An 18,790-nucleotide genomic window follows, 5' to 3' on the forward strand; every position below is an offset into this window, starting at 1 on the left:
TGCAAAGTCCGCGGCCTCGTGGAGGTCGTCTGCTGCAAATGCAGCGCCATCTGCGTCCAGGTCTCCAGTTGCGTAACGACGCACGAGTTCCAGAGCGAAAGCATCGCAGAACGCGGTCTCCGAAGCGGAGTGCTCTTGGCACAGAGCAAGAAGGTCTGCCCGCAGCAGCGCGCTCGACCCATCCGCGACGGTTCCGTATTGATCTAGCAAGCGTGCGATCGAGTCTTCCATGCGGCCTAACGCTTAGTAGATCCCCAAAGTGGGGGGTTATCGGATCGGCGCCTTTAATCTGGGGCGCCGTCAATCAGGGAAATCCTACCCTACATCAGCGACTTATCCACTTACACCACAGTCGCTTGGAGTGAAAGCTGGCTGGGGAAAGCGGCTTTTGTGGGGTGTCATGTCTTATCGTCCCGAAATCGCGGTGTTATCTGGCAGCGAGGCTTTGCCTGCTCGTCCGCCGCGCTTGCTGGAGCAGGTGCGGGCTCGGTGCCGGTTGAAGCATTACAGCCTGCGCACCGAACGGGTCTATCTGTACTGGATCAAGCGTTTCATCCTGGCCAATCGCAAGCGGCACCCGCGCGACATGGGGGTGGTGGAGGTGGAGGCGTTCCTGTCGTCGCTGGCGACGCGCGACAACGTGGCGGCGAGCACCCAGAACCAGGCGCTGTCGGCGTTGTTGTTTCTGTACAGGCAGGTGCTCGGCATCGAGTTGCCATGGATGGAGTCGGTGGTCCGGGCCAAGCGACCGCAGCGGATTCCGGTGGTTCTGTCGCGCGATGAGGTGATCCGGTTGCTTGCGTTGCTCGATGGCCAGGTGTGGCTGATGGCGGCGCTGTTGTATGGCGCCGGGATGCGGCTAATGGAGTGCGTGCGGCTGCGGGTCAAGGACGTGGACTTCGGCCGCAACGAGATCTGCGTGCGCAATGGCAAGGGTGGCAAGGATCGGCGGGTGCCTTTGCCGCGCAAGTTGCGCGAGCGGTTGCGGGAGCAGGTCGAGCGGGTGCGGGTGATACACGCGCAGGACCTGTTGCAGGGTCTCGGTGTGGTCAGCTTGCCGCATGCGCTGGCGCGCAAGTATGCCAATGCCGGCCGCGAACTCGGTTGGCAATTCGTGTTTCCGTCGGTGCGCCATTCGCTGGATCCGCGCGACGGCAGCAAGCGGCGCCACCATGTCGACGAGGGCGTGCTGCAACGTGCGGTCAAGACCGCGCGGGCACGCGCCGGGATCGACAAGCCGGCGACCTGCCATACGCTGCGCCATTCGTTCGCCACCCATCTGCTGGAGGACGGGCACGACATCCGCACGGTGCAGGAGCTGCTTGGCCACAAGGACGTGGCGACCACGCAGATCTATACCCACGTGTTGGGTCGCGGAGCGGGCGGGGTGCTCAGCCCGTTGGATCGCGATTGAATGTGCGTGCGCAGCGATTCGGAGCTCAGTTCAGCAACACCAGGGTCGCCAGCCCCAGGAAACTCAGGAACCCCATCACGTCGGTGATCGTGGTCAGCAGAACCCCGCCGGCCAATGCCGGGTCGAATCCCATCCGCTTCAGGCTCAGTGGCACCAGTACACCGCCGGCGGCGGCGGTCAGCAGGTTGATGGTCAGGGCGACGCCGATCACCAGCGACAACATCGGGTCGCGGAACCACAGCAGTACGATAACTCCTAATCCGATGCCCAGGCACAGGCCGTTGATCAGGGCGACGGCAAGCTCCTTGCGCAGCAGCTCGCCGACGTTGGAGGCGCCGATCTGGCCCAGGGCCAGTCCCCGGATCATCAGCGCAAGTACCTGGGTGCCGGCATTGCCACCCATCCCCGCCACGATCGGCATCAGGATCGCCAGCGCGACGATCTTCTCGATCGAGCCTTCGAAACGACCAATCACGCCGGCCGCCAGGAACGCCGTGCACAGGTTTACACCGAGCCAGATCAACCGGCGCCGGAAGGCGCGCCGGGCCGGGCTGAACATGTCTTCGTCCTCGTCCAGGCCTGCCGCGCTCAAGGCTTGGTGCTCGGCTTGTTCGCGGATGATGTCGACCACGTCATCGACGGTGATGCGGCCCAGCAAGGTGTGGGTGTCATCGACCACCGGTGCGCTCAGCCAGTCGTGATCGGAGAACTGGCGGGCCACCTCGTTGGCCGATTCGTCCACGTCGAATGCCGGCTGTTCGTCGTCGAGCAGGCGGTTGATCGGCGTGGATGGTTCGTGGGTCAGCAATGCGGCCAGGGCGATCCGGCCGCGGTACTGATGGCGCCGACTGACCACGTAGAGGTGGTCGGTGTGTTCGGGCAGCTCGCCGCGCAGGCGCAGGAAGCGCAGCACCACGTCGACGGTGGTATCGGCGCGCACGGTCACCACGTCGGGGTTCATCAGGCGCCCGGCGGTGCCTTCGGGGTAGGAAAGCACCTGCTCGAGGCGCTCGCGGTTTTCCCGGTCCATCGACTTGAGCACTTCATCGATGACGGTGTCGGGCAGGTCTTCGACCAGGTCGGCAAGGTCATCGATGTCGAGGTCGCCGACCGCGGCGATGATCTCGTCGGGGTCCATGTCCGCCAGCAGGCTTTCGCGCACCTCATCGCCGACGTGGACCAGGACCTCACCGTCGTCCTCGGGATCCACCAGCCCCCAGACGATGACCCGCTTGCCCAGCGGCAGCGATTCCAGCAGGTTGCCGATCTCGGCAGGGGAAAGGGTATTGACCAGCCGTCGTACCGGGCCCAGGCGCCCGCTGTCGAGGGCGTCGGAGAGCATCCGCAATTGATGCGAGGTCTTGTCGTGGCGGACGGCTTCGGCCATGCGTGCTCCTGGTCAGGAAGCCGCACCCGCGCCGGATGCGACCAGCTTCATGTGGTCATCGAAGGATTATCCCTGCTCCCGGCGTTTGTGCCCAGCGATAAGGGTCGATGCCGGCGACTTCGTGGTATTGATACGCCATTATTTCCGACCCGGTTTTCAACATGCGCTATCCGACACCCAGACTTGTCCGCCACTCGGCGATTGCCCTTGCCACCGGTTTGATGCTTGCCGCTTGCAGCGCACCCGAGGTGCCCACGCAGCTGCCGTTCGCGGAGCCCGGGGTGACGTTCACCGTGACCCCGGCTGGCCCGGGTTGTGCACCGGACGGCACGTATCGCAGTGCGGTCAACTGGGATGTGCCGTTGTCGATGAGCTCGAAGATCGAGATCCAGATTGGCGCGGACGAGCGCCAGGTCTTTGCTCGCAGCGACGAGTCCATGGGTACCGAACAGACCGACGTGTGGACCTCCGACGGCATGGTGTTCATTTTGGTCGATCGTGATACCGACATGCTGCTGGCCGCGGTCGCTGCCGGTCCGGGTCGTTGTGAGGCCGCCGCCGGGACAACCGCTGGTCAATGACCGAGCTGGTTGTCCAGCCAACGCTCAATCTCGCCGCGGTCGCGCGCGCGCATCAATGCCGGTGCATGGGCGCGCAGCCGGGCCAGGTCGCAGTCGCGGATGGTGCGGCGCACCTCTAGCAGGCTGGTCGGATGCATGCTGAATTGCTCCAGCCCCAGCGCCAGCAGCAGCGGGGCAAAACGGGCATCGCCGGCAACCTCGCCGCATAGCGCAATCGGCACCTGGCGCCGTTTTGCCACCCGGATCACATCGCGCAACACCCGCAGCACGGCCGGGTGCAGCAAGGTGTACAGCTCGCCCAGTGCCTCGTTGTTGCGGTCGGCGGCGAGCAGGTACTGGATCAGGTCATTGGTGCCGATGGACAGGAAGTCCGTCTCACCAATGAAATCCGCCAGTGAGATCGCCGCCGCCGGAACCTCGATCATCGCGCCCACCGCGACATGGCCGGCCATCTCATGGCCTTCGCCGTGCAGGTCGCGAGCAATGCGCTTGATGTGCTGACGCGCCTGGCGCACTTCATCACGGCTGGTGATCATTGGCAGCAGGATCCGCAGCGGCCCGTAGCCCGATGCACGCAGCAGGGCGCGCAACTGGGTCTCCAGCAAGTCGGCGCGCGCCAGCGACAACCGTATCCCACGCAGGCCCAGCGCGGGGTTTGATTCGTCGCGCAGGGCAAGGTCGGTGCGGTCCGCCTTGTCGGCGCCGACGTCGAGGGTGCGGATGGTCACCGGACGTCCGCTCATCCCCAGGATCACATCGCGATAGGCCTGGAATTGCTCCTGCTCGTCCGGCAGTTCATTGCGTTGCAGAAACAGGAATTCGGTCCGATACAGGCCGATCCCGGTGGCGCCCAATGCGTGCGCCTCGGCGACGTCTGCGCGCGATTCCGCGTTGGCGTACAGCTCGATCTCGGTATCGTCGCGGGTGCGGTTGGGCTCGCGACGCAGGCGATTGAGCTCGCGTCGTTCGCGCACGTAGCCGCGTTGCGCGGTGCGGTGGCGGCGCAGATCCGCGGGTGCCGGTTCCAGGATCACCGTCCCGGTGCCGCCATCGACGATCAGCGCGTCGCCATCGTTGATTCGCTGCAGCACGCTGGCCACGCCAACCACCAGCGGCAGGTGCAGGCTGCGGGCCAGGATGGCGCTATGCGACAACGGGCTGCCACTGGCGGTCACGATCGCGACCACTCCCTGGGCTTGCAACTGGGCCAGCTCGGCCGGGGCGACGTTGTCGCTGACCAGGATATCGCCAGCGACGCCTTTCATCCCGCTGGTGCGACGGTGCAATGCGGCGTGGACGCGGCCGATCACCTGGTCGATATCGTCCAGCCGGCTGCGGAAGTAGTCATCGTCCATGGTGTTGAACACCGCGGCGATGCGATCGCGTTGCAGGCGCAGTGCATAGTCGGCGCTGTAGCGATCGCTGCGTATCAGCTCGTCCAGCCCCTTGAGCAGCTCCGGATCGTCCAGAAGCAGGGCGTGCAGGTCCAGGAACTCGCCGACCTCGTGCGCCAGCGCCCCTTGCAACTGATCGCGCAGTCCGTGCATGTCGTTGCGTACGCGATCGATTGCGCTGTGCAGTCGTTCCAGCTCGGCGTCAACGGCATCGGGCGCGATGCGCTCCTCGATCACGTCCAGCACATGCGGCAGGCGCACGCGGGCACGGCCCAGTGCGTTGCCGCGTGAGGCCGGTTGTCCGCGAAGCTCCTGTCGTATCCGCTTGATCCTACTGGTCCTCGTCAAAGCAACGTTCGAACAACGCGCTGACTGCCTCCGCGACGGCCGATTCATCGTCGCCATCGACCCGCAACCGGACCTGGGTACCTTGGCCGGCGGCCAGCAACATCACCCCCATGATGCTCTTGGCGTTGACCTCGCGACCTTTGGCAATCAGCGTCGCGCTGCACTGGTAACCCGATAGCAGCTGCACCAGTTTGGCGGTGGCGCGGGCATGCAGGCCCAAACGGTTGGAGACGGTCAATTCGCGTTCGATCATGGCAGGGTTCCAAAAACGGTAGTCACGGGGCTGTAGTCAACAGTGAGGGGCATTGCATCGGTGCCAGCGCCATGATCAGCTGTCATCCAGCCGCACACCGTTACGCGCGCCAGCCCCAGCCACGGCCGGCAATTGGTCCAGGTCCAGCTCGGCGTAGTTCATCACCCGCAACAGCATCGGCAAGCTCAACGCGGAAACCCGCCTGACCGGGGTGCCCAGCGCGGCCAGCTTGGCAGCCAGGTTGCTGGGCGTGGAACCGTACAGGTCCGTCAGCACCAGCACGCCGTCGCCGCCATCCACCCGGCGCAACGCGGCGCTGGCGCCGGGCAAGAGCTGGTCGGGGTCGCCGTCAAACGGCACCTCCAGGGCCTCGGCCCGCAGTGGCAACGGGTTCAGCAGTCGTGAGGCGACCGCCAGCACGGCGCTACCGATGCCTTCGTGGGTAATGAGGAGTATGCCAACGGCCATGGCTCAGTCGATCTCGCGATGGTGGACCGCGACCTCGTCCCATCCCTGCTCACGTGCGTGCCGGGCCATGCGTTCGGCCAGATAAACCGAGCGGTGTCGCCCGCCGGTACAGCCGAACGCCACGGTGATGTAGCTGCGGCTGGTGTCTTCGTGCAGTCGCGGCAACCAGGTATCCAGGAAACCACTGACTTGTTCGACGAACTGGTTGACCAGTGGCTGGGCGGCGAAATAATCGCCAACCGCACCATCGCGTCCCGACAACGGCCGCAGGATCGGGTCCCAGTGCGGGTTGGGTAGGCAACGGGCGTCGAACACGAAATCCGCGTCCTTCGGCACGCCATGGCGGTAGGCGAACGATTCGAACAACAGTGACACCGCGCTGTCGTTGCCCAGGGCGAACTCGGTGATGACGTGGCGCCGCAACTGGTGGACGTTCAGGTCGCTGGTATCGAGGTCGACATCGGCCAGCTGTCGCAGCGGCCGCAGTACCTGGCGCTCCAGCGCAATCGCGTCGGGAAGTGACAGGCCCAGATGGCTCAGTGGATGGCGTCGACGGGTATCGGCGTAGCGCTTGAGCAGGATGTCGTCGCGACACTCGAAGAACACCAGTCGCGGATCCAGGCCGAGCTTTCCAACCTCCGACAGCCAGGTCGGGATGTTGCTCAGGTCGCTGTGGCTGTTGCGCACGTCGATACCGACCGCAAGCTTGGCCGTGGTCGAGCCCCCGGTGGCGCTGCGTACGAACGCGGGCAGCAACTCGGCCGGCAGGTTGTCCACGCAGTAGTAGCCCAGGTCCTCGAAGGTCTTCAACGCCACCGACTTGCCGGAACCCGACATGCCGCTGACGATGACCAGCGCGTCGGTGCCCGCACGGGTGTCCGCGGATCTGGTGCGGGTCGGCTCCGGCGAGGAGGGCGAGGAAGTGGGCAGGTTGTTGGCCATCAGCTGGTGCCACGTTCGAGGAAGTTGTTGTGCCGGGCGATGAATGCCGCCGCCGGGTCCATGCCTTTCATGCGCAAGCTGTGCAGGCGGGTCGCGGCCTCGGCCAATACCGCCAGGTTGCGTCCCGGCATCACCGGCAGCGAGCTCATCGGTACGTCCAGGTCGTGCACCCGGCGGGTCTGGTTATCGCCGGTCAACCGTGCCATCCCATCGAGCTCGCTGGTCTCGCTGGGACGGGTTAGATGGATAATCAGGCGCAGGTATTTATTGGTCTTGACGGCGGTGTCGCCAAACATCTGGCGGATGTTCAGCACCCCCAGGCCGCGGACTTCCAACAGATCCTGGAGCAGCTCGGGACAGGTACCGTCAAGCACGTCCGGCGCGATCTGGGTGAACTCCGGTGCATCGTCGGCGACCAGTCGGTGGCCACGGCTTACCAGCTCCAGTGCGAGCTCGCTTTTGCCGGCGCCGGCATCGCCGGTAATCAGCACGCCGATCGAATAGATCTCCATGAATACCCCATGCAGGGTGATTCGTGGCGCCAGGGCACGAGCCAGGTGGTATTGCAGGTGGTTGAGCAACTCGTGCCCGCGTGCGGGTGAGCCCCACAGCGGAGTCAGCGATTCCTCGGCGGCTTCGATCAGGTCGGTGGGACAGTCTTGGCCCTTGGTGATCACCAGCGCCAGCGGCCGGAACTGGATGATCTTCTCGATCGTCTCCCAGCGGTGGCGCGAGTCCAGCGAATCCAGCCAGGTCAATTCCTCGGTGCCCAGTATCTGCACTTTGTTGGGGTAGATCGCGTTCAGGTAACCGGCCAGCGACGGCCGCCGGGCCACGGTTTCCACCGCTTCCAGCATGCGATCGCCGCCCGCCTGGCCGGCAAACCAACGCAGCTTGAGGCGCTCACGCTGCTGGTCGAACAGTTCGTTGGCACTGATGCGCGCGCTCGATATCGGCATCACGCCACCTGGGGGTGTGCGAGCGGTTGCAACAGGCGGCGGCGCAGTTCATCGACGTTGCCGGCCTGGCGCAGATGGGCGCAAAAACCGGTAACGGAGAATTGTTCGGCCAGCTCGGCCAACTGTTCCAGGTGCTCATGCACGAAGTGCTCGGGCACCACCATTGCCAGCACCAGGTCGACCGGCTGGCCGTCGAGGGCGCCGAAGTCCACCGGCTTGAGCAGGTGCAGGAATGCCCCGCGGGTGTGCCCGACCAAACCGGTCCGGCCGTGTGGAATCGCCACCCCGTGGCCGATCGCGGTGCTGGCCAGGCGCTCGCGTGAGCGCAGGCTGTCGCGGATCGATGGGTAGTCGTCCTGGGTCGCCAGCATCCGCGCGGCGGTGTCGATCACCGTCGCGCGGGTGTGGGATCCAGGGACGATCGCGATGCGGTCGCCGTCGAGCAGTTGGTGCAGGGGCATTGGGACTAGCCGGGTTCGGTGATACGCGCCAAGCTCTCGGCACGGCGGTGCTGGTCGACCTGTTTGTCCTTGTGCTTGATCAGCAGCCGGTCCAGCTTGTCGGTCAGCAGGTCGACGGCAGCGTACATGTCAGCCGCCGCCGCGACGGCATGAAAGGTCCTCCCGGCGCAGGTGATGGTGGCCTCGGCACGTTGGTCGGGCTTGTCCAGGCCCAGCTGAACCCGCACTTCGAACGGCTGCTCAAAGTGGCGCTGCAGGCGCGCGAGCTTGGTTTCCACGTGATCCTGGAGGGCGGCGGTGATGTCGATCTGCTGGCCGTAGACTTCGATACGCATGGGAGGACTCCTCTAACGTCGCGACGGGAGTTCAGCATAGCCCAGCCAGCGGCCGGTTGGCGGTCCAGATCAGGCGATTCGCACCCGGTCCTTGGACGGGTAAATGCCCATGGCTTCGCGGTACTTGGCCACGGTACGGCGGGCGACCGGAATGCCTGCCTGTTTCAGGGCATCGGCCAGCCGCGCATCGGAGAGGGGCTTGCGCGGATTCTCGGCGTCGACCAGCTTGCGGATCATCGACTGGATGGCGGTGCTGGACGCTTCGCCGCCGCCGCCGGTATCGATGCCGGAGGCGAAGAAATTGCGCAACGGTATGGTGCCGCGCGGGGTGCGCGCATATTTGCGCGATACGGCGCGCGATACGGTGGATTCATGCATGCCGATCTCGGCGGCCACTTCACGCAAGGTCAATGGCCGCAGCGCGCTGTCACCGAACTCCAGGAATCCGGCCTGCTGGCTGATCAGGCAGCGGGCCACCTTGAGCATCGTTTCACCGCGCGCCTCCAGACTCTTGAGCAGCCAGCGAGCTTCCTGCAGGTGGCCCTTGAGGTAACTGGCGTCGGCGCTGCTGGCTTTGCCGATCATGCCTTCGTAACCGCGGTGGATACTGACCCGTGGACGCATGCTTTCCGATAGCGCAACGTGCCACAGGCCATGCTGGCGCCAGATCACCACGTCCGGGGAGACGTAGGTGTCATGGGCGATGGCGCCGATGCTGGCTCCGGGACGCGGATCCAGCGTGCGCAGCAGTTGCACCGCAGTCTCGACCTGTTCGACCGCCAGCTTCATCTGCGCGGCGAGCCCGGCGATACCAATGCGCGGCAAGCGCTCCAGCGGACCATCGGTCAGTTGCAGTGCCAAGGCCTTGCCCGGGGTGTCCCCGCACAGCGGCTCCAGCTGCAGGCGCAGACACTCGCCCAGGTCGCGTGCGCCGACCCCGACCGGGTCGAAGCGCTGGATCTGGCACAACGCGGTGCAGATTTCCCCGTCGTCCACCTGCAGTTCCGGGGCGAGCGCGGCGGCGATGGATTCCAGTGATTCGCGGAAGTAGCCGTCATCGTCGATCGCCTCGATCAACCTCACCGCGATGTGGCGGTCGCGTGGCGACAATGGGCTGAGATGCAATTGCCACAACAGGTGGTCTTGCAGGCTGTCGGGCTCGGCTACCTGGTCGGACGATTGATCATCATCGTCGGGGTCGCGTGGACCGGAGCGTTGGTACCAGGTCTCGCCATCGCCGCCGCTCCATTCCGCTTCCGTCGGTGCGGGCGTATCGCGGCCGATGGATTCCTGGTCGCCGGCACCGGCGGGCGGGTCCGCCGGGCCGTCCGCAACCATGGTCTCGGCCCAGTCCAGCAGCGGATTGCTTTCGACCGCGGTGACCAGTTCGGCGTCCAGTTCGACTGCCGACAGTTGCAACAGGCGAATCGCCTGCTGCAATTGCGGCGTCATCACCAGATGTTGGCCGAGCGAGATTTGTAGTTGGGGCTTCATGATCAAAAGGCAACGCGACCCGATAGTGGAGACGGCCGCTACACATGCATCATGCCCGGTATGGACTGCACCGGGGTACAAGCCTTCCGGCTACAAGCGGAAGGCGTCGCCCAGATAGACGCGACGGACGTCGGGATTGGCCAGCAGCGCGTCCGGAGCCCCCTGCGCGAGCACGCCACCATCGTTGAGGATATACGCCCGGTCACAAATTCCCAAGGTCTCGCGCACGTTGTGGTCGGTGATCAGCACGCCGATGCCGCGGTTCTTGAGGTGGCGCACGATGCGCTGGATCTCGCCGACCGAGATCGGGTCGACGCCGGCGAACGGTTCGTCCAGCAACATCAAACGCGGATTGCCGGCCAGTGCGCGGGCGATCTCCACCCGGCGACGTTCGCCACCCGACAGGCTCGCCCCCAGTTGCTCGGCGACGTGGCTGACCTGCAGCTCGTCCATCAATGCGGCCAGTTCGCGCTCGCGCCCGGCCTTGTCGAGATCATCGCGCAGCTCCAGCACCACGCGCAGGTTGTCGGCGACGGTCAGCTTGCGGAACACCGACGGTTCCTGTGGCAGGTAGCCCACGCCGTATCTGGCGCGCGCATACATCGGCTCGCCGGTGATGTCCTTGCCATCGAGCATGATCTGGCCGGCATCGGCAGGAACCAGCCCGACGATCATGTAGAAACAGGTGGTCTTTCCCGCGCCGTTGGGACCGAGCAGGCCGACCACTTCGCCGGCATCCAGGGTCAGGCCGAAATCGCGTACGACCTCGCGCGAACGATAGGACTTGCGCAGTCCCTTGGCGACCAGCATCAGCCGCCCTCCACGGGGCTGTCGGCGTCGCTGCCGTCGCTCTCGACCGGCTGGGCTTGCGTCGGCGTTGCGCCGGAGTCCGCAGCGGGTTGTTTGCTGCCGGTGGTCTTGGGCATGATCCGCATCTTCACCCGACCATTGCCTTCACCGCCGCTGGTGACCTGGCCGCTGGTCATGTTGTACACCACGCGCTCGCCGCTCAGCGTGCCGCGTGGCTGCTTGATGTTGACCTTGCCGGTGAACACCACGTTGTCGGTGGTGACGTTGTAGTCGATCTTGCTGGCGACGGCGGACATGCGGGTGCCGTCGTCCATCTGCTGCTGGAGGGTCGCGGGCGAGCCGGTCAGCACCACGCGCGCGATGTCGCCATTGCTGGTCTGTATTTCCGCTCGCGCCGCTTCAGCGTGCAGGCTGCCCTGATCGATGGTGACATTGCCGGACAAGACCGTGGGGGTGCTGTCGTCCAGGCTGCCGACCTGTTTGCCGGCGTTGATATCCATCGGCTGGTTGCGGTCGGACTGGCGCGCGAAGGCCGACGAGCCGCAAGCGACCAGCATCGCCAGCAGTAGCCAGCGGACGGATGACATCGAATGGTTACGGGACATAGCGGGAATTGACCTTGGATTTGAGCGTGTATTGCTTGCTGGCCAGATCCACCTCCAGCCCATTGCCGCGAAGTATAGAGCCCGGCTGATTAATCGTGACCGCGACCGCGGATGTCACCAGGTCTTTCTCGGGGAATACATTCAGCTGCTCGGTGGTGATGGTGACCGGAGCATCGTTGCCGCCCTCGCTGGTGGCTTTGACCGCGCCGCGCAGGCGCAGCTCGTCACCGTCGCCGCTGATCCAGCCGGTTTTTGACCGGACCTGCCAAGCATCGCCATCGCTGCCCGCCTGTGGCGGGATCAGGAACAGGGGTGTGGCAATTTCCATCGCTTCGGTACCCGGATCGCGAGTCAGCAGGGGCGCGCGCAGCGTGAACGACTCCTGGCCCTGGTCATTCAACGCCACCAGCTCGAAGTCGTTGAGCACGTAGTCGGGGCGGGCACCGGCGGCCTCCGTCAAAGCGGGGGTGTTGTCGCCCCACTTGGTCCACAGCGACCAGCCACTGATCGCAGCGCCAGCAAGCAGCACCATGGTGATGGCCACGCGCCAGTTCACGCGTTGTCCCGTGCGGCGATGGTCGGGACCGAGCCGGTGGAACGCGCGTCGGCATGACCCTGGTCGGCATGACCCTCGTCGAGCACGGCCGGGAGCCGGCCTTGGGCGGCCAGCACCAGGTCGCAGAACTCGCGAGCTGCACCCGCACCTGCCGCGAGGGTGGTGCACCAGTGTGCGCGATCGCGTACCCACGGATGGGCGGTGGTCGGCGCAACTGCAAAGCCGACCTGCTGCATCGTCGGCAGGTCGGGCAGGTCATCGCCCATGAACGACACCTGGTCCAGACCGACGCCCAGTCTTGCCGCGATCTCACCCACCCGCGCCAGCTTGTCCTTGACCGCGGTGTGGACCTCGGTGAGCCCGAGCTCGGCACCGCGCCGCTCGACAATCGTGCTCGCGCGCGCGGTGACGAACGCCACTTCGACCCCGGCTTTGCGTAACAGCACCAGGCCGAGGCCGTCGTGCACATGGAACGCCTTGAGCTCGCCGCCTTCGCTGTCAAACAGCAAGCGGCCATCGGTCAGCGTGCCGTCAATGTCGAAACAGGCCAGTCGCACGCGCTTGGCGCGCTCGATAATCGCCGCAGGAGTGTCGTCCAGGTAATTGTCGGACATAGGTCTCTACACCACCCGGGCGCGCAACAGATCGTGAATGTTGAGCGCACCGACCACGTGGTTGTCCGGATCGACCACCAGCAATCCGCTGATCTTGTGCGCTTCCATCAGTTGCGCCGCCTCCACCGCGAGCGCGCCCGAACCGATCGTGCGGGGTGACCTGGTCATCACCTGGGCAATCGGGGTGCTTCGCAGGTCGACTTCGCTGTCGTCCAGGCTGCGTCGCAGGTCGCCGTCGGTATACAGCCCCAACAGCTTGCCGGTGTCATCGATGATCGCGGTCATGCCCAGCCGCTTGCGGCTCATCTCCACCAGCGCCTCGCTGACGCTGGCATCGGCCTTGACGCGGGGGATCTGGTCGCCGCCGTGCATGATGTCGGCGATGTGCAGCAGCAGGCGCCGGCCGAGTGCGCCGGCCGGATGCGAGCGGGCGAAGTCGTCGGCGGTGAAGCCGCGCGCTTCCAGCAAGGCGACGGCAAGGGCATCGCCCATCGCCAACGAGGCTGTGGTGCTGGAAGTGGGCGTCAGGTGCAGCGGGCAGGCTTCGGCCGGGACGCTGACGTCAAGATGGACATCGGACGCGAGCGCCAGCGTGGAGTTGCTGCGACCGGTCATCGAGATCAACCGGTTGCCCTGGCGCTTCAGGCCGGGCAACAGCATCGCCACCTCATCGCTCTCGCCCGAGTAGGACAGCGCCAGGACCACGTCGGCATCGGTAATCATCCCCAGGTCGCCGTGGCCGGCTTCACCGGGGTGCACGTAGAACGCGGGCGTGCCGGTGGAGGCCAGGGTGGCGGCGATCTTGCGCGCGATGTGGCCGGACTTGCCCATGCCGGTGGTGACCACGCGGCCGCGCACGTCCAGCATCAAACGGCAGGCGGCGCTGAACTCGCCATCCAGCCGGGCAGCCACCGCGGCCAGGGCCGTGGCTTCGATATCGAATACGCGCCGACCGCTGCCGGCGAAGTCGGTTCCAGGGGAGTCATGGACGGGGCTGGGAGATGTTGCCATTTCGGAGCAGGGGGCTTTCCGCTAGGCTGGGAGGGTTGATTTTACCCAGTTTGTCCGGCTGCGTACCCCATCCGCTGAACCCGTCCCCACCGTGGAGCGATGGATGCATGCGGGTGGTCCGATCCGGATCGATTCCTGCTTCCATCCGGCGAGTCAATTTCGCCGCTTTCGTCGAGACCCGAAACCGTGAATCCTGACACCATAAAAACCCTGATCGAGCTCGGCTTGCCGGGCGCCAGCGCTGACGTATCCGGCGAGGATGGCGTGCACTTCGAGGCCACCGTGGTCAGCGACGCATTTGCCGGCAAGCTGCCGCTGGCCCGCCACCGCCTGGTCTACGCAACCCTGGGCGACCGCATGGGCGGGGAGATTCACGCCCTGGCACTGAAAACATTGACGCCCGCTGAAGCCGGGCAGGGCTGAGCATGCAACAGATCGTCGTGGAAGGTGGCAACGTCCTGAACGGCGAGGTGCGGATCTCCGGCGCCAAGAACGCCGTGCTGCCGATTCTGTTTGCGACCCTGCTGGCCGATGCGCCGGTGGCGATCAGCAACGTCCCGCACCTGCACGACGTGGTGACCAGCGCCAAGCTGCTGGCCGAGATCGGCGCGGGCATCAGCATTGACGAGCGCGCGTTCGGCGGAAGCGGGGGCATCACCGTGGATCCGACCACGGTGCACAGTCAGGTGGCGCCCTACGAGCTGGTCCGCACCATGCGCGCCTCGGTGCTGGTGCTGGGGCCACTGCTGGCCAGGTACGGCCACGCGGAAGTATCGCTGCCTGGTGGCTGCGCGATCGGCTCGCGTCCGGTCGACTTGCACATCAAGGGTCTGCAGGCGCTGGGCGCGCAGATCACGGTGGAAAACGGCTTCATCAACGCGCGCGCTTCACGGCTGAAGGGCGCACGGCACGTGTTCGAGATGATCAGCGTCGGTGCGACCGAGAACGTGATGATGGCGGCGACGCTGGCCGAAGGCACCACGGTGCTGGAGAACGCGGCGATGGAGCCGGAGATCGTCGACCTGGCCGAGTGCCTGCGTGCGATGGGCGCGCGGATCGAGGGCGAGGCAACTGGCCGGATCGTGATCCATGGTGTCGAACGGCTGCACGGCGGCGCGCATTCGGTGGTACCCGACCGGATCGAGACCGGGACGTTCCTGGTGGCCGCGGCGATGACCGGGGGCCGTATTACCGCGCACCATGCGCGGCCGGACACGATGGAGGCCGTGCTCGACAAATTGGTGGAAGCCGGCGCGTTGATCGACTGTGCCGGAGACCGCATCACCCTGGACATGCAGGGCCGCCGGCCTAAGGCGGTTGATTTGACCACCGCGCCGCATCCGGCGTTTCCCACCGACATGCAGGCGCAATTCATGGCAATGAACTGCATCGCCGATGGGGTCGGAGTGGTGACCGAGACGATCTTCGAGAACCGCTTCATGCACGTCAACGAACTGATGAGGTTGGGCGCGGATATCCGCGTCGACGGGCATATGGCGGTGGTACGCGGGGTCGAGCAGCTCAGTGGGGCCCCGGTGATGGCCACCGACCTGCGCGCTTCGGCGTCACTGATCCTGGCCGGGCTGGTCGCCAGCGGCGAGACCACCATCAGCCGTATCTACCACCTCGACCGCGGCTACGAGAACATCGAAGAGAAGCTGTCCGGCCTGGGCGCGAAAATTCGCCGTGTCGGTTGACCGGGTGACGCGTGACGTATCCGGCGCGTTACCAAGTCGGCGCATTGTTAATGCGCCCTACGTTTTCCCGGATCCGTGCCCGTAGGGCGCATTAACAATGCGCCGACCGATTGAAGACCCGAAGGTCACTGCACCGACTTCACCCGCAAGTCGATCGTGTCCTTGCCATCCTTGCGCTGCAGTATCCGGGCCGGGATCGGCATGCCTTCCACCAGCCAGACAACGGTCTGCTTGTCGCCATCGGTATTGACCACCTTGGTTGCCTGACGCTCCTTTCCGCCAACCGTGATGGTGTCCTTGCCCGCAACCTTGTAGCTGAGTTGCTTGACCCGGCCGTCATCCACCAGCCGGTACTTCAGCGGCTCGCCTGCCGCCTGGTCGCGCACCAACGCAAGGTTGATCAACAACGCATCCATGTCGCCGGCCTTGAGCTTGATCGGGCCCGCCCGGTCGGGTTTGACGTCGCCGCTCCAGTTGGCGACACCCTTGCTCCAGTCGTAGGTTGCGCTCTTGTCGGACTTCTTCACCAACACCTTGGATGAATCCTCGCTGCTGATCGGGCGCCAGTGGCCGGCGTGCTCTTCGAACACGGTGACCTGGCTCAGGTTGGCGAGCGCATTGCTGATGTCCAGGCTATAGCGCCAGCGGTTGTCGCCAGCCGGTGCCAGGGTCATCTTGCCGTCGGCCTGCATGCCCATGTAACTGGCCTGGTAATTGGCGGTGAACGGCTCGATCGCCATCGCCGGAGCGCTGGCAATCAGCAGTGCGGCGGCGGCGAAGAGCCCGCGCAGCTTGGCTGAGGTCGGAATCATGGGCAGGTTGGTATACCGCATCTAGTCAACTCCTTTGTATTCGACCAGGCGCAGGTCATAGGTGTCTTCGCCATTTTCCCGTTGCAGCATGCGGATCGGGGTCGGTACGTTCCGGACCACCCAGATGATGGTCTCGTCGCCGCCATCCTCGAGCCGGCTGACCTTCATCGCCTTGTACGGGAGGTCGCCAACGGTGATGCTTTCGTACTCGTCGGCGACCAGGTAACGATGATCGCGCGTACGGCCGTCGTCGACGAATCGATACTCCAATTGCTTGCCCGGCGCGGCATCGCGGATTACCGCCAAGTTGATCAACAGGCCGGTCATGTCGCCGGGACGCAGGTCTATCGGGCGGCGGCGGGTGTCCTTGACGTCGCCTTGCCACCGGGCCGTACCAGAAGCCCAATCGTAGATGCCCACGGTTTGCTTGCGCGTGAACAGGCTCTTGTTGACGGTGGCCTGGCTCAGCGGGCGGTAAGTTTCGCCGGCCAGATCGAACACCGTGCTCTGCTCGGCGTTGATACCGGCGATGCCGATCAGTCCACGGGTGCCCCGCATCACCAGGTCGACCCGCCAGCGCGAGCCTTGTTGTGGCACCAGTTGCATGGTCGCCTCGCCCAGCTGCTTGCCGCCCTTGTAGACCAGGTAGCTGGCGACGAACGACTCCAGCACAGGCTCGGACTCGATCGTGGTGGCGCTCGCCTTGATGGCGGACGGCTCCGCAACAGGTGCCTGGGCCGGGGCCTGGAATGACAATGCAGCCAGCAAGATCAGCAGGGGAATGAGTAGTGGTCGGGGCATGGGCTCGCCGTAATGGGTTGACGTAGTGGGTTGGCGCGATGGTTTGACGCAGTGGGTCAACCGGTAATGTGGTCGGTAATGTGCAACTGGTTACCTGAATCCAGCTGCAGCGGTGCGTCCAGCGGCAACCCGTCCAGGCACACCCGGCCATCGGTCAGTGCGACCCGTGCACTGGCGAGAAGTTCCAGCGTCGCCAGCAGCAACGGGTGCTCACGGGCCAGGACCCGCTGGGTCAGTTGCTCGACATCGTCACCTGGCCGGACGGGCACCCGGGCCTGGGAGATCACCGGGCCACCATCGAGCTGGGCAGAAACGAAGTGCACGCTGGCACCATGTTGATCGGTGCCCGCGTCCAGTGCCTGCTGGTGGGTGTGCAAGCCCTTGAAGGCGGGCAGCAATGAGGGGTGGATATTGATGATCCGGCCGGGGCGTGCACGGACCACGGGTGCACTGAGCAGGCGCATGTAACCGGCACACACGACCAGGTCGGCGCCAACCTGGTCGATGCGTTCGAACAATGCCTGGTCGTAGCCGGCCCGGTCGGGGAAGTCGCGCGGCCTGAGCGCGACGGTCGGTATGCCGGCCGCTCGCGCGCGCTCCAATGCGGGCGCAAGGGGTCGGTCGGAAAACACCCCGGCCAGGTCTGCGTGAAGGTGCTGCCCGGCGATGGCGTCGATGATCGCCTGCAGGTTGCTGCCGCGCCCGGACACCAGCACGGCGATGCGGAAAGGGCCGGGCGTCACGGTGGATGGGACATGCTTGCGGGTCACGGTCTGGGACGTGGATGGGAACGTCAGCTGATCTGCATGCGTTGGCGGTTGCCGGGTTTTACGACCTCGCCGATCCGGTGATGCGCCAGTGACACCCGGTCGAGTTCCGACTCGACGGCGGCAACCGAGCCTTGCGGTACCACCAGCACGAATCCGATGCCGCAGTTGAAGGTCCGCCACATTTCCGCGTCGGCTACGTTGCCTTCGCGTTGCAGCCAGTCGAATACCGGCGGCAGCACGATCGCCGACGCCTCGATCTGGACACCCAGTTCCTCCGGGATCACCCGGATGATGTTCTCCGACAGGCCACCGCCGGTGATGTGTGCCATCGCATGCACGGCATCGCCGTGTTCACCGTGCAGCAGCGCCAATACCGGTTTGACGTACAGCGCGGTCGGCTCCATCAGCGCGTCGACCAGCTTGACCCCGTCGACCTCGACGTCGTCCGGACGGCCGGCACGGTCGAAGATCCGACGGATCAGCGAGTAGCCATTGGAATGCGGGCCCGACGAGGCGATGCCGATCAACACGTCCCCGGCCTCGACCCGCGCGCCATCACGCAACTGTGACTTCTCGACTGCGCCGACCGTAAAGCCGGCCAGGTCGTACTCGCCTGGGGCATACATATCCGGCATCTCGGCCGTCTCGCCGCCGATCAGTGCGCAGCCGGACAACTCGCAGCCCTTGGCGATGCCGCCGACCACGGCCACGGTGGTCTCGATATCGAGCTTGCCGGTGGCGAAGTAGTCCAGGAAGAACAGCGGCTCGGCCCCTTGCACCAATACGTCGTTGACGCACATCCCGACCAGGTCGATACCGATGGTGTCGTGGCGCCCCAGTTGCTGGGCGAGCTTGAGCTTGGTGCCGACGCCGTCGGTGCCTGAGACCAGCACCGGCTCCCTGTATTTGCCGGACAGATCGAACAGGGCACCAAACCCGCCCAGTCCGCCCATCACCTCGGGCCGGAAGCTGCGCTTGACCAGCGGTTTGATGCGTTCGACCAGTTCATTGCCCGCGTCGATATCGACGCCGGCATCGCGATAGGTCATGGGAGTGTTGGGGGGCGCGGTGGGAACGG

22 protein-coding genes are annotated in these 18,790 nt (G+C 65.3%); 4 read left to right on the plus strand and 18 right to left on the minus strand.

What is annotated here, in order from left to right:
* Window positions 1–400: 400 nt before the first annotated feature.
* A complete protein-coding gene (locus ACW5DN_RS01205) occupies window positions 401–1,414 on the plus strand; it encodes an integron integrase (RefSeq protein WP_456960944.1) in 1,014 nt (337 codons plus the stop codon).
* 25 nt (window positions 1,415–1,439) lie between these two features.
* On the opposite strand, the gene mgtE is transcribed toward ACW5DN_RS01205, so the two are convergent.
* Complete coding sequence (gene mgtE, locus ACW5DN_RS01210; protein WP_456960945.1) at window positions 1,440–2,801, minus strand: magnesium transporter; 1,362 nt, start codon at window positions 2,799–2,801, stop codon at window positions 1,440–1,442.
* A gap of 161 nt (window positions 2,802–2,962) precedes the next feature.
* Here mgtE and ACW5DN_RS01215 point away from each other — a divergent pair, with 161 nt between their 5' ends.
* The gene (locus tag ACW5DN_RS01215; protein ID WP_456960946.1) at window positions 2,963–3,382 is read left to right on the plus strand and encodes a hypothetical protein; all 420 of its coding nucleotides are present in this window, start codon (window positions 2,963–2,965) and stop codon (window positions 3,380–3,382) included.
* On the opposite strand, the gene ptsP is transcribed toward ACW5DN_RS01215, so the two are convergent.
* From ptsP to ACW5DN_RS01280, 13 genes are all read right to left on the minus strand, one after another.
* On the minus strand, window positions 3,376–5,097 hold the full coding sequence (gene ptsP, locus ACW5DN_RS01220) for a phosphoenolpyruvate--protein phosphotransferase (protein WP_456962921.1): 1,722 nt from the start codon (window positions 5,095–5,097) through the stop codon (window positions 3,376–3,378). The two genes, ACW5DN_RS01215 and ptsP, sit on opposite strands and share 7 nt — an antisense overlap.
* A 10-nt stretch (window positions 5,098–5,107) precedes the next feature.
* Entirely contained in the window at window positions 5,108–5,377 is a 270-nt protein-coding gene (locus tag ACW5DN_RS01225; RefSeq protein ID WP_456960947.1) for an HPr family phosphocarrier protein, read from the minus strand.
* A gap of 75 nt (window positions 5,378–5,452) precedes the next feature.
* Window positions 5,453–5,845: a PTS sugar transporter subunit IIA gene (locus ACW5DN_RS01230; RefSeq protein WP_456960948.1), complete on the minus strand. Its 393-nt coding sequence runs from the start codon at window positions 5,843–5,845 to the stop codon at window positions 5,453–5,455.
* Between the two features lie 3 nt (window positions 5,846–5,848).
* On the minus strand, window positions 5,849–6,787 hold the full coding sequence (rapZ, locus tag ACW5DN_RS01235) for an RNase adapter RapZ (protein ID WP_456960949.1): 939 nt from the start codon (window positions 6,785–6,787) through the stop codon (window positions 5,849–5,851).
* Window positions 6,787–7,746 carry an HPr(Ser) kinase/phosphatase gene (gene hprK / locus ACW5DN_RS01240; RefSeq protein WP_456960950.1) on the minus strand — a complete coding sequence of 320 codons (960 nt, stop codon included), beginning with the start codon at window positions 7,744–7,746 and terminating at the stop codon, window positions 6,787–6,789. The genes rapZ and hprK overlap by 1 nt, the downstream gene beginning before the upstream one ends.
* A complete protein-coding gene (locus ACW5DN_RS01245; protein WP_456960951.1) occupies window positions 7,746–8,207 on the minus strand; it encodes a PTS sugar transporter subunit IIA in 462 nt (153 codons plus the stop codon). The genes hprK and ACW5DN_RS01245 overlap by 1 nt, the downstream gene beginning before the upstream one ends.
* Before the next feature lie 5 nt (window positions 8,208–8,212).
* Complete coding sequence (gene hpf, locus ACW5DN_RS01250) at window positions 8,213–8,542, minus strand: ribosome hibernation-promoting factor, HPF/YfiA family (protein ID WP_456960952.1); 330 nt, start codon at window positions 8,540–8,542, stop codon at window positions 8,213–8,215.
* Between the two features lie 69 nt (window positions 8,543–8,611).
* Window positions 8,612–10,036 carry an RNA polymerase factor sigma-54 gene (locus ACW5DN_RS01255; RefSeq protein ID WP_456960953.1) on the minus strand — a complete coding sequence of 475 codons (1,425 nt, stop codon included), beginning with the start codon at window positions 10,034–10,036 and terminating at the stop codon, window positions 8,612–8,614.
* Between the two features lie 90 nt (window positions 10,037–10,126).
* Window positions 10,127–10,846, minus strand: coding sequence for an LPS export ABC transporter ATP-binding protein (gene lptB, locus ACW5DN_RS01260; protein ID WP_456960954.1), 720 nt, complete (start codon window positions 10,844–10,846; stop codon window positions 10,127–10,129).
* Window positions 10,846–11,433 (minus strand): lipopolysaccharide transport periplasmic protein LptA, encoded by a 588-nt coding sequence (gene lptA, locus ACW5DN_RS01265; RefSeq protein ID WP_456960955.1) that lies wholly within the window; start codon window positions 11,431–11,433, stop codon window positions 10,846–10,848. Before lptA ends, lptB begins: the two co-directional genes overlap by 1 nt.
* A gap of 7 nt (window positions 11,434–11,440) precedes the next feature.
* Entirely contained in the window at window positions 11,441–12,007 is a 567-nt protein-coding gene (gene lptC, locus ACW5DN_RS01270; protein ID WP_456960956.1) for an LPS export ABC transporter periplasmic protein LptC, read from the minus strand.
* Window positions 12,004–12,621 carry a KdsC family phosphatase gene (locus ACW5DN_RS01275; protein WP_456960957.1) on the minus strand — a complete coding sequence of 206 codons (618 nt, stop codon included), beginning with the start codon at window positions 12,619–12,621 and terminating at the stop codon, window positions 12,004–12,006. Before ACW5DN_RS01275 ends, lptC begins: the two co-directional genes overlap by 4 nt.
* Before the next feature lie 6 nt (window positions 12,622–12,627).
* Window positions 12,628–13,632 carry a KpsF/GutQ family sugar-phosphate isomerase gene (locus tag ACW5DN_RS01280; protein ID WP_456960958.1) on the minus strand — a complete coding sequence of 335 codons (1,005 nt, stop codon included), beginning with the start codon at window positions 13,630–13,632 and terminating at the stop codon, window positions 12,628–12,630.
* A gap of 186 nt (window positions 13,633–13,818) precedes the next feature.
* Here ACW5DN_RS01280 and ACW5DN_RS01285 point away from each other — a divergent pair, with 186 nt between their 5' ends.
* Both ACW5DN_RS01285 and murA read left to right on the plus strand, forming a co-directional pair.
* A complete protein-coding gene (locus tag ACW5DN_RS01285; RefSeq protein WP_456960959.1) occupies window positions 13,819–14,055 on the plus strand; it encodes a BolA family protein in 237 nt (78 codons plus the stop codon).
* A gap of 2 nt (window positions 14,056–14,057) precedes the next feature.
* Window positions 14,058–15,329 (plus strand): UDP-N-acetylglucosamine 1-carboxyvinyltransferase, encoded by a 1,272-nt coding sequence (murA, locus tag ACW5DN_RS01290; RefSeq protein ID WP_456960960.1) that lies wholly within the window; start codon window positions 14,058–14,060, stop codon window positions 15,327–15,329.
* A gap of 125 nt (window positions 15,330–15,454) precedes the next feature.
* Here the strand turns inward: murA and ACW5DN_RS01295 are convergent, their stop codons facing one another.
* Genes ACW5DN_RS01295 through purM form a run of 4 tightly spaced genes read right to left on the minus strand, consistent with a single transcriptional unit; the run spans window position 15,455 to window position 18,761 of the window.
* Window positions 15,455–16,138: a DUF3108 domain-containing protein gene (locus tag ACW5DN_RS01295; protein WP_456962922.1), complete on the minus strand. Its 684-nt coding sequence runs from the start codon at window positions 16,136–16,138 to the stop codon at window positions 15,455–15,457.
* Between the two features lie 24 nt (window positions 16,139–16,162).
* A complete protein-coding gene (locus ACW5DN_RS01300; RefSeq protein WP_456960961.1) occupies window positions 16,163–16,942 on the minus strand; it encodes a DUF3108 domain-containing protein in 780 nt (259 codons plus the stop codon).
* A 56-nt stretch (window positions 16,943–16,998) separates the two neighbouring features.
* Entirely contained in the window at window positions 16,999–17,712 is a 714-nt protein-coding gene (gene purN, locus ACW5DN_RS01305; protein ID WP_456960962.1) for a phosphoribosylglycinamide formyltransferase, read from the minus strand.
* Window positions 17,713–17,735: 23 nt separating this feature from the next.
* A complete protein-coding gene (gene purM, locus ACW5DN_RS01310; RefSeq protein ID WP_456962923.1) occupies window positions 17,736–18,761 on the minus strand; it encodes a phosphoribosylformylglycinamidine cyclo-ligase in 1,026 nt (341 codons plus the stop codon).
* Window positions 18,762–18,790 lie beyond the last annotated feature (29 nt).

This window comes from Lysobacter sp. A289 (assembly GCF_054072675.1).

Bases quoted from the DNA above. Each gene is read 5' to 3' on its own strand.
- ACW5DN_RS01205 (WP_456960944.1), top strand. From the start codon at position 401: ATGTCTTATCGTCCCGAAATCGCGGTGTTATCTGGCAGCGAGGCTTTG.
- mgtE (WP_456960945.1), bottom strand. From the start codon at position 2,801: ATGGCCGAAGCCGTCCGCCACGACAAGACCTCGCATCAATTGCGGATG.
- ACW5DN_RS01215 (WP_456960946.1), top strand. From the start codon at position 2,963: ATGCGCTATCCGACACCCAGACTTGTCCGCCACTCGGCGATTGCCCTT.
- ACW5DN_RS01225 (WP_456960947.1), bottom strand. From the start codon at position 5,377: ATGATCGAACGCGAATTGACCGTCTCCAACCGTTTGGGCCTGCATGCC.
- ACW5DN_RS01230 (WP_456960948.1), bottom strand. From the start codon at position 5,845: ATGGCCGTTGGCATACTCCTCATTACCCACGAAGGCATCGGTAGCGCC.
- rapZ (WP_456960949.1), bottom strand. From the start codon at position 6,787: ATGGCCAACAACCTGCCCACTTCCTCGCCCTCCTCGCCGGAGCCGACC.
- hprK (WP_456960950.1), bottom strand. From the start codon at position 7,746: ATGCCGATATCGAGCGCGCGCATCAGTGCCAACGAACTGTTCGACCAG.
- ACW5DN_RS01245 (WP_456960951.1), bottom strand. From the start codon at position 8,207: ATGCCCCTGCACCAACTGCTCGACGGCGACCGCATCGCGATCGTCCCT.
- hpf (WP_456960952.1), bottom strand. From the start codon at position 8,542: ATGCGTATCGAAGTCTACGGCCAGCAGATCGACATCACCGCCGCCCTC.
- ACW5DN_RS01255 (WP_456960953.1), bottom strand. From the start codon at position 10,036: ATGAAGCCCCAACTACAAATCTCGCTCGGCCAACATCTGGTGATGACG.
- lptB (WP_456960954.1), bottom strand. From the start codon at position 10,846: ATGCTGGTCGCCAAGGGACTGCGCAAGTCCTATCGTTCGCGCGAGGTC.
- lptA (WP_456960955.1), bottom strand. From the start codon at position 11,433: ATGTCATCCGTCCGCTGGCTACTGCTGGCGATGCTGGTCGCTTGCGGC.
- ACW5DN_RS01275 (WP_456960957.1), bottom strand. From the start codon at position 12,621: ATGTCCGACAATTACCTGGACGACACTCCTGCGGCGATTATCGAGCGC.
- ACW5DN_RS01280 (WP_456960958.1), bottom strand. From the start codon at position 13,632: ATGGCAACATCTCCCAGCCCCGTCCATGACTCCCCTGGAACCGACTTC.
- murA (WP_456960960.1), top strand. From the start codon at position 14,058: ATGCAACAGATCGTCGTGGAAGGTGGCAACGTCCTGAACGGCGAGGTG.
- ACW5DN_RS01300 (WP_456960961.1), bottom strand. From the start codon at position 16,942: ATGCCCCGACCACTACTCATTCCCCTGCTGATCTTGCTGGCTGCATTG.
- purM (WP_456962923.1), bottom strand. From the start codon at position 18,761: ATGACCTATCGCGATGCCGGCGTCGATATCGACGCGGGCAATGAACTG.